At 30.2% G+C, this 14317-nt stretch carries 14 protein-coding genes and 2 tRNA genes; 15 read left to right on the forward strand and 1 reads right to left on the reverse strand.

The features are described from left to right. The first annotated feature begins 354 nt into the window (after positions 1 to 354). The 6 genes from J418_RS0114860 (at position 355) to disA (ending at position 7470) form a co-directional block, all read left to right on the forward strand. A complete protein-coding gene (locus tag J418_RS0114860; RefSeq protein ID WP_017752975.1) occupies positions 355 to 822 on the forward strand; it encodes a CtsR family transcriptional regulator in 468 nt (155 codons plus the stop codon). 52 nt (positions 823 to 874) lie between these two features. Next, positions 875 to 1408, forward strand: a complete 534-nt coding sequence (locus tag J418_RS0114865; protein ID WP_017752974.1) for a UvrB/UvrC motif-containing protein — start codon at positions 875 to 877, stop codon at positions 1406 to 1408. A 3-nt stretch (positions 1409 to 1411) separates the two neighbouring features. After that, a complete protein-coding gene (locus J418_RS0114870) occupies positions 1412 to 2455 on the forward strand; it encodes a protein arginine kinase (protein WP_017752973.1) in 1044 nt (347 codons plus the stop codon). Positions 2456 to 2475: 20 nt separating this feature from the next. Beyond that, positions 2476 to 4914 (forward strand): ATP-dependent Clp protease ATP-binding subunit, encoded by a 2439-nt coding sequence (locus J418_RS0114875; protein WP_017752972.1) that lies wholly within the window; start codon positions 2476 to 2478, stop codon positions 4912 to 4914. A gap of 99 nt (positions 4915 to 5013) precedes the next feature. Continuing rightward, positions 5014 to 6381 (forward strand): DNA repair protein RadA, encoded by a 1368-nt coding sequence (gene radA, locus J418_RS0114880; protein WP_017752971.1) that lies wholly within the window; start codon positions 5014 to 5016, stop codon positions 6379 to 6381. 15 nt (positions 6382 to 6396) lie between these two features. Continuing rightward, positions 6397 to 7470 (forward strand): DNA integrity scanning diadenylate cyclase DisA, encoded by a 1074-nt coding sequence (gene disA, locus J418_RS0114885; protein WP_017752970.1) that lies wholly within the window; start codon positions 6397 to 6399, stop codon positions 7468 to 7470. A 24-nt stretch (positions 7471 to 7494) separates the two neighbouring features. Here the strand turns inward: disA and J418_RS0114890 are convergent, their stop codons facing one another. Further along, on the reverse strand, positions 7495 to 7899 hold the full coding sequence (locus J418_RS0114890; RefSeq protein WP_017752969.1) for a nucleoside triphosphate pyrophosphohydrolase family protein: 405 nt from the start codon (positions 7897 to 7899) through the stop codon (positions 7495 to 7497). Positions 7900 to 8180: 281 nt separating this feature from the next. On the opposite strand from J418_RS0114890, the gene J418_RS0114895 reads away from it, so the two are divergent. From J418_RS0114895 to J418_RS0114935, 9 genes are all read left to right on the forward strand, one after another. Beyond that, positions 8181 to 9287, forward strand: a complete 1107-nt coding sequence (locus tag J418_RS0114895; RefSeq protein WP_017752968.1) for a PIN/TRAM domain-containing protein — start codon at positions 8181 to 8183, stop codon at positions 9285 to 9287. Between the two features lies 1 nt (position 9288). Beyond that, positions 9289 to 9990, forward strand: coding sequence for a 2-C-methyl-D-erythritol 4-phosphate cytidylyltransferase (ispD, locus tag J418_RS0114900; protein WP_017752967.1), 702 nt, complete (start codon positions 9289 to 9291; stop codon positions 9988 to 9990). A 165-nt stretch (positions 9991 to 10155) separates the two neighbouring features. Further along, positions 10156 to 11553, forward strand: a complete 1398-nt coding sequence (cysS, locus tag J418_RS0114905; RefSeq protein WP_017752966.1) for a cysteine--tRNA ligase — start codon at positions 10156 to 10158, stop codon at positions 11551 to 11553. Next, the gene (locus J418_RS0114910; RefSeq protein ID WP_017752965.1) at positions 11554 to 11991 is read left to right on the forward strand and encodes a Mini-ribonuclease 3; all 438 of its coding nucleotides are present in this window, start codon (positions 11554 to 11556) and stop codon (positions 11989 to 11991) included. Continuing rightward, complete coding sequence (gene rlmB, locus J418_RS0114915) at positions 11988 to 12776, forward strand: 23S rRNA (guanosine(2251)-2'-O)-methyltransferase RlmB (RefSeq protein WP_017752964.1); 789 nt, start codon at positions 11988 to 11990, stop codon at positions 12774 to 12776. The genes J418_RS0114910 and rlmB overlap by 4 nt, the downstream gene beginning before the upstream one ends. Beyond that, positions 12773 to 13285, forward strand: coding sequence for an NYN domain-containing protein (locus J418_RS0114920; RefSeq protein ID WP_017752963.1), 513 nt, complete (start codon positions 12773 to 12775; stop codon positions 13283 to 13285). Before rlmB ends, J418_RS0114920 begins: the two co-directional genes overlap by 4 nt. Positions 13286 to 13329: 44 nt before the next feature. Next, positions 13330 to 14001 carry an RNA polymerase sporulation sigma factor SigH gene (gene sigH, locus J418_RS0114925; protein ID WP_370659632.1) on the forward strand — a complete coding sequence of 224 codons (672 nt, stop codon included), beginning with the start codon at positions 13330 to 13332 and terminating at the stop codon, positions 13999 to 14001. An 82-nt stretch (positions 14002 to 14083) separates the two neighbouring features. Continuing rightward, positions 14084 to 14158, forward strand: a tRNA-Gly gene (locus J418_RS0114930). Between the two features lie 8 nt (positions 14159 to 14166). Beyond that, a tRNA-Thr gene (locus J418_RS0114935) sits at positions 14167 to 14242 on the forward strand. Positions 14243 to 14317 lie beyond the last annotated feature (75 nt).

Consider the following 14317-nt stretch of genomic DNA (forward strand, 5'->3'; position numbering starts at 1 on the left):
TCCACGGAGCCATTTTATTTTATAGAATTTTTAAATAGACTTTAGAATAGGTGTAAATTTATTTTACACCTATTTTTTGTGCATAAATTTATTTTATAAGAAATCTTATATATTATATAATCACAAAGGATTTTTTACACAAATATAGAATATAATATATAAGTATAATTGTATAATTAGGCTACATGTCATATAGTAAGTAATTAGCTGAAAAATAATGTATAATCAATATATTTTTATTAAAATCCATAATTTAATAAAATGCAAGGCTTGAATAAAAAAACATATAATAATATTATTTAACTAAGGTCAGAAAAGGTCAAATAATATTAATGCGGTTAAGAGGGTGGTATATTGGCAAGATTGTCTGATGTAATAGAGGCATTTATAAAAGACATGCTGGAAAGCAGTAAAGAACCTAAATTACAAATTGGAAGAAATGAATTAGCTAGCCATTTCAGTTGTGCACCTTCACAAATAAATTATGTATTAACTACAAGATTTACTATTGATAAAGGTTATTATATAGAAAGTAAAAGAGGCGGCGGTGGTTGCATAATAATAAAAAGGGTGGCTTGTAATTCAAATAAAAATTTACTGAATATTATAATTGAAAAAATTGGGAATAATATAACATATAATTCAGCCATTCAAATTATAGATGGATTATTTGAAGCTGATATTATAACAGAAAGAGAATGTAATATATTAAAAACAGTTACAAATGATAGAACTTTTAATGAATCTGTAGAAGATAAAAATAGACTTAGAGCTTATATACTTAAGTCAGCTATATTTGTAATTTTTAATGAAATTGATTAATTATAATTTAAAATTTTGTATAGATACTATTAAGGAAATATGAGGTGAGAATATGGTATGTGATATATGTAAAAAAAATGAAGCAACTGTCCATATAACTAAGATTGTCAATGGTGTTAAGCAAGAAATTAATTTATGCGAAAAATGTGCTATGGAAAATGGAGAATTGAGCTTTGCACCTCAAATAGATTTTGTATCTCCTTTTAGTTTTCAAAATATTTTGAGTGGAATTATGGATTATGTTAATAATACAGATGAAACTTTACAAAATCCGGATATAAGTTGTAAAAATTGTAATACTACTTATGCTGAATTTAAAAAAACCGGTCTTGTAGGATGTAGTGATTGCTATAAAAATTTTTCCAATATAATCTATCCAGTAATTAAAAGAGTTCAGGCAAATTTAGATCATACGGGAAAAGTACCTATAAGAATTGGAAAGGATATTATTAAAAGAAGAAACACAATAAAGTTAAAAGAAGATCTTCAAAAAGCTATAGCACTTGAAGAATATGAAAAGGCTGCTCAAATAAGAGATAAAATAAAAGAAATCCAGGATGACAATCAAAATGACAGGGGGAAATAAGAAATGAAAAATTGGATAACTACATCTAATATTGATGATAAAGATTTAGTTATAAGCAGCAGAATAAGATTGGCAAGAAATTTAACTAAAATTCCATTTCCCCATAAGCTTAATGAAGAACAGAGTAGAGAAATAATAAAACGTGTAGAAGATGCCTTTTATAGTTGTGATGTAAATAAAGAAGAATTTACTACAAATTATATGTGGCAGAAAAGTGAACTTGAAAGAGAAATATTTTTAGAAAGGCATATAATAAGCAAAAATTTAATTGAAAATAGCAGTAAATCTGCATTTATATTAGATAAAAATGAAACATTGAGTGTAATGATAAATGAGGAAGATCATGTAAGAATTCAATGTATAACTGCTGGACTAAATTTGGAAGAAGTATATAAACAAAGTGATAAAGTAGATGACATGTTGGAAAAAAACTTGGACTACGCTTTTGATGAAAAATTAGGATATTTGACTGCATGCCCTACAAACTTGGGAACTGGTCTTAGAGCATCTGTTATGTTGCATCTTCCAGCAATATCTTTGAATAATGAGATGAATGGACTTCTAAATGCGGTATCTCAAGTAGGAATGACAGTCAGAGGATTATATGGAGAAGGATCCAAAGCATTAGGTAATATATATCAAATTTCAAATCAAGTAACTTTGGGACGTAGTGAAGAAGAAATAATTAGTAACTTAAGAGTTCTAGTAAATCAAATAATTAATGAAGAAAGAGTGGCAAGAGATAAACTTATGAGGGGATCAAAGTATGAATTAGAGGATAGAATGTATAGATCCCTTGGAATTTTGAAATCTGCAATACTTTTAAGTACAAATGAATGCTTAAAACTCTTATCTTATGTAAGATTAGGAGTAGAAATGGGAATAATTAAAGATGTAAATAAGGGTTTATTAAATAGTATTTTAGTTGAAATGCAGCCAGCTAATATACAAAATAAATGTAACAAAGCTTTATCAAGTACAGAAAGAGATATTAATAGAGCTAAATTTATAAGAGAAAAATTAACTTCAAGTACTACAGCTAAATAAAAAAGGAGGGTGAATGTACTATGATGTTTGGAAGATTTACAGAAAGAGCACAGAAGGTGATAATATACGCACAAGAGGAAGCACAATCACTTAAGCATGGATATGTTGGAACAGAACATATTTTACTTGGAATACTGAGGGAAGATGGAATAGCTAAAACTCTTTTAAATGATTCTAATATTACTGCAGAAAACGTAAGAGCTCTTATAGAAGAATATGAAGGTAAGGGAGAAATAGAGTTATATAACAATGAGATACCACTTACACCAAGAACTAAACGATTATTGGAATTAAGTTTGTTCGAAGCTAGAAACTTAAATCATAATTATATAAGTCCTGAACACATATTACTTGCACTTATAAGAGAGGCTGAGGGAGTAGCATTTACTATTTTAAATAATCTAGGTGCAGATTTTAATAAGCTTAGGAAGGAGTTAGTCAATTCTCTATCTGGCGAACAATCGTCTAATTCAAATAACTCAAAGAAAGTTAGTGGTGAGCCTACTCCAACTTTAGATCAGTTTGGGCGTGACTTAACTGATATGGCTAAAGAGGGAAAATTAGATCCTGTAATTGGAAGAGAAAAAGAGACTCAGAGGGTTCTTGAAATATTAAGTAGAAGAACTAAAAATAATCCTTGCTTAATAGGAGATCCTGGGGTTGGTAAGACTGCTATAGCTGAAGGCTTAGCTGAAAAAATCGTAGCTTCAAATATTCCAGAATTATTGAGAGACAAAAGAGTAGTGACTTTAGATCTTTCTTCGATGATTGCAGGTTCAAAGTATAGAGGAGAATTTGAAGAAAGACTCAAGAAGGTAATGGAAGAGATAAGAAAATCAGGGAATGTAATATTGTTTATAGATGAAATTCATACTATAATTGGTGCCGGTGCAGCTGAAGGAGCAATTGATGCATCTAACATATTGAAACCAGCTTTGGCAAGAGGCGAAATACAGTGCATAGGCGCTACTACTATAGATGAATATAGAAAATATATAGAAAAAGATTCCGCGTTAGAAAGAAGATTCCAACCTATAATGGTTGGAGAACCTACTAAGAAAGAAGCAGTATTAATACTTAAGGGACTTAGGGATAAATACGAAGCACATCATAGAGTAAAGATAACAGATGAGGCAATTTATGCAGCAGTAAATATGTCAGATAGATATATTACAGATAGATATTTGCCAGATAAAGCTATAGATCTTATTGATGAGGCATGTGCAAAACTCAGAATACAGAATTTAATTGCACCACCAGATGTTAAGAAGATTGAAGGTGATCTTGAGAAAATAACTAAAGAGAAAGAAGATTCTATAAGAGTCCAGGATTTTGAAAAGGCAGCTAAATTGAGAGATAAAGAGAAAACATTAAAAGACAAACTTCAGGGTATGAAGACAAACTGGAAAACTGAAAAAGAAGTATCTAATTTAAATGTTACAGAAGATCATATAGCATCAGTTGTATCTCAATGGACTAATATACCAGTTAAAAAATTAACAGAAAAAGAATCAGAAAGGCTTCTTAAATTGGAAGATATACTCCATAAAAGAGTTATAGGTCAAGAGGAGGCTGTAAAAGCTATATCTAGAGCAGTAAGGAGGGCAAGGGTAGGCTTGAAGGATCCTAAAAGACCTATTGGTTCATTTATATTTTTGGGCCCTACAGGTGTAGGAAAAACTGAACTTTCTAAAGCTTTGGCAGAAGCTATGTTTGGTGATGAAAATAATATGATAAGAATTGATATGTCTGAATATATGGAGAAACATACTGTATCAAGACTTGTTGGTTCACCTCCAGGATATGTTGGGTATGATGAGGGCGGACAACTTACTGAAAAAGTAAGACGAAATCCATATTCGGTAGTATTATTTGATGAAATAGAGAAAGCTCATCCAGAAATATTTAATATACTTCTTCAAATACTTGAGGATGGAAGGTTAACAGATGGAAAAGGTAAGACAGTAAACTTTAAAAATACAATAATAATAATGACATCAAATGTAGGAGCATCTACTATAAAGAAGCAAAAGTATATGGGATTCTCACTTGATGATGGAGATACCAGTAAAACTGACTATGATAATATGAAAGAAAATATAATGGAAGAGCTTAAAAATTCTTTTAGACCAGAATTTTTAAATAGAATAGATGACATTATAGTATTTAGAAAACTTCGAAAAGAGGATTTAAATGAAATAGTAAGACTTATGCTTAAAGAAGTTTCTACAAGATTAGAAAGTCAAGGTATACAAATAGGTTTTACAGAAGAGGCAGAGAATTCATTGGCCAAAGAGGGTTTTGATATAACTTACGGTGCTAGACCTCTTAGAAGAATTATTACAAAAACTGTTGAAGATAAACTTTCAGAAGAGATGCTTAAGGGAAATGTAAAAAAAGGAGATAAAGTAGAAGTAAGTGCAAATGAAGGGAAACTTGAATTTAATAAAGTAAATTAGTAAGAATGCCCTGTACATATATTGAGTATGGGGCTATTTACTAATATATCATAGAATTAAAATTTAAGGTATAATTAGTTTTGTATAAGAGGTGATTAAGTGCCAAAAATTAAGACTATATTTGTATGCCAGGATTGTGGATACGAATCACTAAAATGGATGGGGAAATGCCCTAATTGTAGTGAGTGGAATACTATGGTTGAAGAAACTAAAATTTCAAATAAGAAGAATGATATAAAAAGAGTATCTGTTATTAGTAGTAATAATGAACCAAGAAATATTAATAAAATAAAATCTGGTGAATATGAAAGATATAATACTGGAATAAATGAATTAAATAGAGTATTAGGTGGTGGAATAGTAAGGGGATCGCTTACACTTATATCTGGAGCTCCAGGGATAGGAAAATCTACTCTTCTTCTTCAAACAGCTAACAATATAGCAAAAAAGTATGGTAAAGTGCTTTATGTCTCAGGAGAAGAATCTGAAGAACAAATAAAAATGAGGGGAGACAGATTAGGAGTATTATCTGATAACCTTTATGTAATTTCTGAGACTGATTTGAGTAAAATAGAATCTCATATAGAAAATAGTAATTCCATTTTTGTAGTAATAGATTCAATACAAACACTATTTAAAGATACTGTTAGTTCGGCACCGGGAAGTGTGTCTCAGGTTAGAGAATGCGCAAATGACATTATGCGTATAGGAAAGACAAGAAATATATCATTTTTTATAGTGGCTCATATTACTAAGCAAGGAGAGCTAGCAGGTCCTAGAGTGCTTGAACATATGGTAGATACAGTTCTCTCATTTGAGGGTGAAAGAACGGAAGAGTTTAGAATATTAAGAACAGTTAAAAATAGATTTGGAACTACAAGTGAAATTGGAGTATTTGAGATGAGGCAAAAAGGTCTTTTAGAAATATTAAATCCTTCTCAAGTATTTTTAGAAGATACTAATTTTCAAAAAGAAGGTTCAATAGTTATAGGTGTAATGGAAGGAACAAGACCTATACTTATAGAAATTCAGGCACTTGCCAGCAGAACTAAAGCCGTTATGCCAAGAAGAACTGCTGTTGGAGTAGATAATTCCAGATTGAATTTAATTTTGGCAGTATTGGAGAAAAAATTAAAAATACCATTTTATAATTGTGATGTTTATGTAAATGTTGTTGGTGGGCTTGAAATAGAAGGAACCTTTGGAGATCTAGGTCTTGCACTTTCACTTGTATCAAGTGTAAAATCTTTGGAAACAAAATTAAAAAATTTATTAGTAATAGGAGAAATTGGACTTACAGGAGAGGTACGCCCAGTATCATTTTGTGATAGAATTGTAAGTGAGGGCAAAAAAATGGGATTCAAAAATATGTTGATACCTATTAGAAATAAGGGGAAGATAAAAGATAATGATATAAATATTATTGGTGTATCATCACTTAAGGAAGCATTAAATAAAGTTTTTTGATTTAGGGTGATAATTTTGAGAATAGAAAAAAATAGAGAATTAAAAAGCATACTTAAACTTTTAGCTCCTGGTACCCAGCTTAGAGAGGGCCTTGAGAATATACTCAGAGCAAAAACTGGAGGATTATTGTTACTTGGAGATAGTGAACAAATATTAAAATTGGTGGATGGAGGTTTTACAATAAATGCAGATTATAGTCCATCATATGTTTATGAACTTGCAAAGATGGATGGATCTATAGTTTTAAGCAGTGATCTAAAAAAAATATTATGTGCAAATGCCCAATTGATTCCAGACTCTAGTATTGCAACTTTTGAAACTGGAACTAGGCATAGAACTGCAGATAGAGTAGCTAAGCAAACAGGTTCTATAGTAATTGCAATTTCTCAAAGAAGGAATATTATAACTGTATATAAGGGGTATATAAAATATGTTTTAAGAGATAGTAGTGTAATATTAAGTAAGGCCAATCAGGCACTTCAAACTTTGGAAAGATATGTACTTGTCCTTGAAAGAGTTGTAAACAACTTAAATATATTAGAATTTCAGGATTTAGTTACGTTGTTTGATGTAATGACATCTATTCAAAGAACTGAGATGGTAATGAGAATAGTTTCTGAAATTGAAATATACATATGTGAACTTGGAAATGAAGGTAGGCTTATATCAATGCAGCTGAACGAGCTGATAAAGAATATTGAGGAAGATGGAATATGGATGATAAGAGATTACTGTCAAAAAGATATTGATTATAGTGAAATTTACAAGCAAATACAGGCAATGACGCAAGATGAACTCTTAAATCTTGATTGCATTTCTAGAACTTTGGGATATACAGGAGTTCCACTTGTAGATACATTAATTTCATCTAGAGGGTATAGGATATTAAATAAAATACCTAGAATACCAACTAATGTAATAGAAAATTTGGTAAAGAATTTTAGAGAATTAAAAGGTGTTATGGAAGCTTCCTATGAAGAATTAGATAATGTAGAAGGAATAGGTGAAGCTAGGGCAAGAGCTATAAAAAATGGCCTTAGAAGGTTGAGAGAGCAGATACTGGTTGATGATAATTTAAGCACAAAATAATCATGTGTTATTTTGTGCTAGAGTTTATCTAAAGGAATATTTACCTAGTGTATTTATTTTATTATATTCCCTTAGTAATATATCATATACATTTAAATTTAGAGTATTACAAAGGGAAGCTAAATAAAATAAATTATTGCCGATTTCATTTTCCATAATCTCTCTACAATTAAGGCATAGTTTACCATCTACGTGGCTTTTTAAGCAATTTCTTAATTGACTCATATCCATATAGTCTTTCTCTGATGGTAGATTCTGTTTTTCAGCACAAATTTTTATGCATCCGCAATCTGTTACTGATTTGGCTATAGCCCTATTTATTCTCCCATTAGATTCTTGAAGTTTTGTTATTATATCTAAAATACTTGTATGTCTTAGCAAGGATTCATTCACTGCATTTTGAAAATCGTCAAAGATTATATCTTTCATTAGGTTCAACTCCTTATTTGTAATTAGAATATTTTATAGGCTAATATACTTTTGATAATTTTGTCAATGAAGTGTATTGAGCTTTTCATAGATATATAATAAATCAATAATCAGATTATTAACAGGGGGATTATCAGCAATAATGAAAAACATTAATCAATTAATAAATTTTAGTAAATAATTTATTAAAAGCCAGTAAGTTTATTGAAAAAAGTATTTTATTAATATATATTTAATATTGAAACAGATAATCATTAAAAATTAAAGGGGAGGTGAGTCTATTGTTAAAAAAAATATTAAGAGGACTTTTTACAATAATAGGCTTAATACTTGGATATTCAATAGGTAGAGGAATGATTAACAGTCATTACTTTCAAGGATCAAAGTATTTTAATAATGGATCTGTAACTGTAGTGTTATTTTTAATTTTAACAACTGTAATTTTTGGAATTATATTATTTTTAATATCACCGTGGATTAACTTACTTATAACGAAAATTATGGACTATATTGAAAAAAGTTTGCAGAAGCTGCCAGCTGCTGAAATACTGGTGGGATTTTTAGGAGCTTTGCTTGGGCTACTAATATCTGCAATATTTGTTAATATACTAAAGGAAATACCAGTAGTAGGTACAGTAATAGCTGTAGTTGTAGCTATTCTTATGGCAGCACTAGGTGGAAATTTAGCCATAAGAAAAAAGGAAGAATTAATAAATATGTTTAGTAATGTTTCAGTGAGAAGACCTCAGGGCAGTAAGGAGAAAAAAGTTAAAAATGTACATAGTACAGTATGCCCTAAAGTGTTAGATACATCTGTTATAATTGATGGGAGAATATTTGATATTTGCCAAACTGGATTTGTAGAAGGTCCTTTGGTAATTCCTAATTTTGTATTAGCCGAACTTAGACATATAGCAGATTCTTCAGATGATTTAAAGAGAACTAGGGGAAGAAGAGGATTGGATGTATTAAATAAAATACAAAAGGAACTAAATATAGATGTTCAAATATATGAGAAAGATTTTCCTGACATTAAGGAAGTGGACACTAAACTCTTAAAATTGTCTCAAGTATTAAATGGTAAAGTTGTAACTAATGATTATAATTTAAATAAAGTAGCGGAATTTCAGGGAGTACCGGTACTTAATATAAATGAACTTGCGAATGCAGTAAAGCCTGTGGTTCTTCCTGGAGAAGAAATGAAGGTTCAAATAATTAAAGATGGAAAAGAGTCTGGTCAGGGAATTGCCTATCTTGATGATGGAACTATGATAGTTATTGAGGGCGGAAAAAGGAGCATAGGACAAGAGAAGGAAGTAATTGTGACTTCTGTATTACAGACAGCAGCTGGAAGAATGATATTTGCAAAACAAAAAGAGGAGTTTTGACATGGAAGGAAACTATGCTATTATATTAGCAGCAGGTAAGGGAAAGAGAATGAATTGCAATATAAATAAGCAATTTATTAAAATAGAAAATAAGCCTGTGTTGTATTATTCTATTGATACATTTTCAAAGAATGAACTAATTGATGGAATTATACTTGTTTGTGCAAAAGATGAAATTGAATATTGTAGGCATGAGATAGTTGAAAGATATAACTTTACTAAAGTTTTGGATATAGTAGAAGGTGGAGCTGAACGTCAAGACTCAGTTTTAAATGCTCTTGAATCATTAAAAAAGCATAAATGCAACATAGTGTTGATTCATGATGGTGCAAGGCCATTTGTGACTAACAGGATACTAAACGATGGAATAAAATATTGTAAAATTTATAATGCATGCGCTTGTGGTGTAAAGCCTAAGGATACTATAAAAATTAAGAATAAAGATGGATTTTCTATAGATACTGTTAATAGGGAAAATACTGTGTTAGTTCAGACACCTCAATGTTTTAATTATAAGATCATATTAGATTGTCACGAAAAAATCTTACAACAGCACATAAGGGTAACAGATGATACTGCAGTAGTGGAGTATTGTGGCAATAAAGTTTTTTTGTATGCTGGTAGTTATGATAATATAAAGATAACAACTCCTGAAGATTTACAATTATCAAATAGAATAGTTAATAATTTTAAAAACAATTAATTTAAGTTCCTTGCCATTGTTTATATGGTAAGGAGCTTAAATTAATTAAAAAATATAATAAACCTTATATAGAATCTGATAATATGGTAGAATAATTAATAATTGTATAAAAATTAGAACCATGAGGACATATTAATAATAGACTGAATTAGGAGGATAATATTTATGAAAATTTATAATACAATGTCTAGGAAAAAAGAAAAATTTATACCATTGGTTCCAGGAAAAGTTAGTATGTATGTATGCGGACCTACAGTATATAATTTTTTTCATATAGGTAATGCAAGAACTTTTGTAGTATTCGATACAATAAGAAGATATTTTGAATATAGAGGATACCAGGTTAAATATATACAGAATTTTACTGATATTGATGATAAAATGATAAGAAAAGCCAATGATGAGAGTACTACAGTGGAGAAATTAGGTGATAGGTTTATTGAAGAATACTATAAGGATGCAGATTCCTTAGATATAGAGCGTGCTACAACCAATCCAAGGGCTACAGCATATATAAATGAAATAATTTCATTTGTAGAAGATTTGGTCATCAGAGGATATGCTTATGAGGTAGATGGAGATGTGTACTTTAGAACAAAAAAATTTAGTGAGTATGGAAAACTTTCAGGACAAAATATTGAAGATCTTCAAGCTGGATCAAGAATAGATGTAGATAAGAGAAAAGAAGATCCCATGGATTTTGCTGTATGGAAAAGCCAAAAACCAGGTGAACCTGCATGGAAAAGCCCCTGGGGTATGGGAAGGCCAGGATGGCATATAGAATGTTCATGTATGGCATATAATTTACTTGGTGAAACTATAGATATCCATGGAGGTGGATCTGATTTAATATTTCCACATCATGAAAATGAAATTGCACAAAGTGAAAGTAGAACAGGAAAACCATTTGCAAATTACTGGATGCATTCAGCATTTGTAAATGTAAATAATCAAAAGATGTCAAAGTCTCTTAATAATTTTTTTACTGTAAGAGAATTGCTTGAGAAATATGAGCCTGATGTAATAAGAATGTTTATGTTATCAGGACATTATAGAACTCAAATAAATTTTAGTATTGAATTATTAGACTCTACTAAATCTGCTTTGGATAGATTGCATAATTCTATTACAAATTTAGAAAGCTTTCAAGAACAATCTAAAATTAGTAATTTTATTGAAGATGAGAAAGGCTATATAGATAAGCTAAATACATATAAAGACAAGTATATAGAAAAAATGGATGATGATTTCAATACAGCTGATGCCATATCAGTTATATTTGATCTAATAAAAGATATAAATATAAATATCAGCAATCAATCTTCAAAAGAACTTATAAAATATTGCCTTGATCTTATAAAAGAGCTTGGAAAACCATTGGGAATATTACAAAAATCTAAGCATGAAAATATTGAAGATAATATAGAAAGATTGATAGAGAAAAGACAACAGGCAAGGCGGGATAAAAATTGGAAATTAGCAGATGCAATAAGAGATCAATTACAAACAGAGGGTATAGCACTTGAGGATACGCCACAGGGAGTGAGATGGAAGAGAATATAAATGGAGAATTCTTTGTTTAAGGGTAAATTTGATAAAAAGGGTGTAAGAAATATTAATCCTCTTGTTCTAGCTTTTATTGGAGATGCAGTATATGAAGTATTTATAAGAACATATCTTGTAGATAAAAATAGGGATATGTCTGTGCATAAACTTCATGTAAAAGCTATTGAATTTGTTAAGGCACATTCACAGAGTGAGCTTATAAAGATATTATATAATGAACTTTCAGAGGAAGAGATGTACTTTTTTAAGAGAGGAAGAAATGCAAAGTCAGGAACAGTGCCAAAGAATGCTAATGTACAAGAATATAGATTTGCTACTGGATTTGAAACGTTAATTGGATATTTATACTTGATAGAAGAAACAGATAGGTTGGATGCTATATTAAACAATATAGTTTCAATAAAAGAGAAAGGAGCTGAAGATTATAAAATATGAGATATAAACAGTGTTCTATTCAAGAGGATGAAAAGTTTAGAGAAGATATAGTAGAAGGCAGAAATGCGGTTATTGAAGTATTAAAGTCAGACAAAACTGTAGATCAAATTTTTGTGGCAAATGGAGCTATTACTGGCTCTATAAATGTAGTATTAGCTCTTGCAAAAGAGAAGAAAGTTGCTGTTAAAAGAGTAGACAGAAAAAAATTAGATCAAATATCATATACGGGTTCACATCAAGGAGTAATAGCTAAGGTAACTCCTTATAAATACTGTGAATTAGAAGATATAGTAGATTATGCAAAAAAGAAGTCTGAAAGGGCGTTTATAATAATATTAGATGAAATAGAAGATCCTCATAATTTTGGATCAATAATTAGAACTGCAGAAATATGTGGAGCACATGGTATAGTTATTGCTAAAAGAAAGAATGTAGGCATAACACCTGTAGTATATAAATCATCTGCAGGGGCTGTAGAACACATGAAAATATGTAAAGTATCAAATTTAAATTCTGCTATAGACAAACTAAAAAAAATGGGAATATGGATATATGGTGCAGATATGAACGGAGAAGACTATTGTTTTAATGTAGATTTTAATGGTGATTTAGCTCTTATAATAGGCAGTGAAGGAAAAGGTATCTCTAAATTAACCAAACATAAATGTGATGTCTTGGTGAAGATACCAATGGTAGGAAACGTGACATCATTAAATGCCTCAGTAGCAGGAGGAATATTAATGTATGAAATCTTAAGGCAAAAACTGAAGGAATACAAAAATTGAGAAATATTTTTATAGATGGATATAATGTTATAAATAGCTGGCCTGTTTTAAAAAAGACTAAGGACTATAGTTTTGAATCTGCAAGACAACATTTAATAGAATTACTAATAAATTATGCTTCATTTAAAGAATACAGGATATTTATAGTTTTTGATGCTCAAAAAGTTGTGGGTAGTATTGAAAAAGAAGAAAAGGTTAGTGACCATGTAACTATAGTATTTACTAAGGAAGGACAAACAGCAGATGCATATATTGAGAAAACTGTAAATAACATAGGACGCAGAAATGAAGTATTTGTAGTTACCTCAGATCGATTGGAGCAGCAGCTTGTTTTTCAAAGAGGAGCGGTGAGAATGTCTTCTATGGAATTTTATAATGAAGTTAAGTCTATAAAGAAAGGAATTAGTAATAAAATTCAAGTAAATTATTCAGATGAAAAACATACATTAGAAGATCAAATAGACAAGAATATTCTAGATAAACTTGAAAAAATTAGAAGAAGTCATTAAAATATGTTGACTATAAATTTATTTCTAATGTATAATTAATGTATATGGTTTATATTTGTTTTGGAGGGGATACGTTGGAAAATAGGGGTTATATTAGTAAAGAAATTTCCTCCTTTAAAGAAATGCAGGATGAGGAAGTTGTGATTCAAGCTAAAGAGGGAAATAGAAGAGCTCAAGAATATTTAATTAATAAATATGAAAACTTTGTTAAATCAAAGGCAAAATCGTATTTCTTAATCGGTGCAGATAAAGAGGATATATATCAGGAAGGTATGATTGGATTATATAAAGCTATAAGAGATTTTAGGGAAGATAAGTTGTCATCTTTTAAAGCTTTTGCTGAATTATGTGTAACGAGACAGATAATAACGGCTATAAAGACAGCTACAAGACAGAAGCATATTCCACTGAATACATATGTTTCGCTGAATAAACCTATATATGATGAGGAATCTGATAGAACTCTACTTGATGTTTTATCCGAAGCAAAAGTAGCAGATCCTGAGGAACTCATAATAAGTAGAGAAGAATTAAACCATATACAGAATGAAATAGGGGAAGTACTTTCTAATTTAGAGATGGAAGTTCTCATGTCATATTTAGATGGAAAGTCATATCAAGAAATAGCCTGTGATTTAGATAGACATGCTAAATCTATAGACAATGCGCTTCAAAGGGTTAAAAGAAAGTTGGAAAAATGTTTAAGCAATAAATAAAATTTATATTGACAAAGAATTATAGATGTATTAAAATTGATAATCGGTATACAACTTTTAATATTAGTTAGGATAGCTATTAGCGGGAGTAGTTCAGCGGTAGAACACCAGCTTCCCAAGCTGGTTGTCGCGGGTTCAATCCCCGTCTCCCGCTCCAATTAGATTGCCCATGTAGCTCAGTTGGCAGAGCGTCACCTTGGTAAGGTGGAGGTCACCAGTTCAATCCTGGTCATGGGCTCCAATAGAATGGAGATTGTAAGAATACAACACACCAGGGTGAGTTTACTTAATTATATAATGTGAATTTAAGGAGGAA

It is taken from the genome of Clostridium tyrobutyricum DSM 2637 = ATCC 25755 = JCM 11008 (assembly GCF_000359585.1).
Taxonomy (GTDB): domain Bacteria; phylum Bacillota; class Clostridia; order Clostridiales; family Clostridiaceae; genus Clostridium_B; species Clostridium_B tyrobutyricum.

What these genes read in the sequence shown, in the direction of transcription:
- J418_RS0114865 (WP_017752974.1), top strand. Translation starts at nt 875, where the DNA reads ATGGTATGTGATATATGTAAAAAAAATGAAGCAACTGTCCATATAACT.
- J418_RS0114870 (WP_017752973.1), top strand. Translation starts at nt 1,412, where the DNA reads ATGAAAAATTGGATAACTACATCTAATATTGATGATAAAGATTTAGTT.
- rlmB (WP_017752964.1), top strand. Translation starts at nt 11,988, where the DNA reads ATGAGATATAAACAGTGTTCTATTCAAGAGGATGAAAAGTTTAGAGAA.
- cysS (WP_017752966.1), top strand. Translation starts at nt 10,156, where the DNA reads ATGAAAATTTATAATACAATGTCTAGGAAAAAAGAAAAATTTATACCA.
- ispD (WP_017752967.1), top strand. Translation starts at nt 9,289, where the DNA reads ATGGAAGGAAACTATGCTATTATATTAGCAGCAGGTAAGGGAAAGAGA.
- J418_RS0114890 (WP_017752969.1), bottom strand. Translation starts at nt 7,899, where the DNA reads ATGAAAGATATAATCTTTGACGATTTTCAAAATGCAGTGAATGAATCC.
- sigH (WP_370659632.1), top strand. Translation starts at nt 13,330, where the DNA reads ATGGTTTATATTTGTTTTGGAGGGGATACGTTGGAAAATAGGGGTTAT.
- J418_RS0114910 (WP_017752965.1), top strand. Translation starts at nt 11,554, where the DNA reads ATGGAGAATTCTTTGTTTAAGGGTAAATTTGATAAAAAGGGTGTAAGA.
- J418_RS0114875 (WP_017752972.1), top strand. Translation starts at nt 2,476, where the DNA reads ATGATGTTTGGAAGATTTACAGAAAGAGCACAGAAGGTGATAATATAC.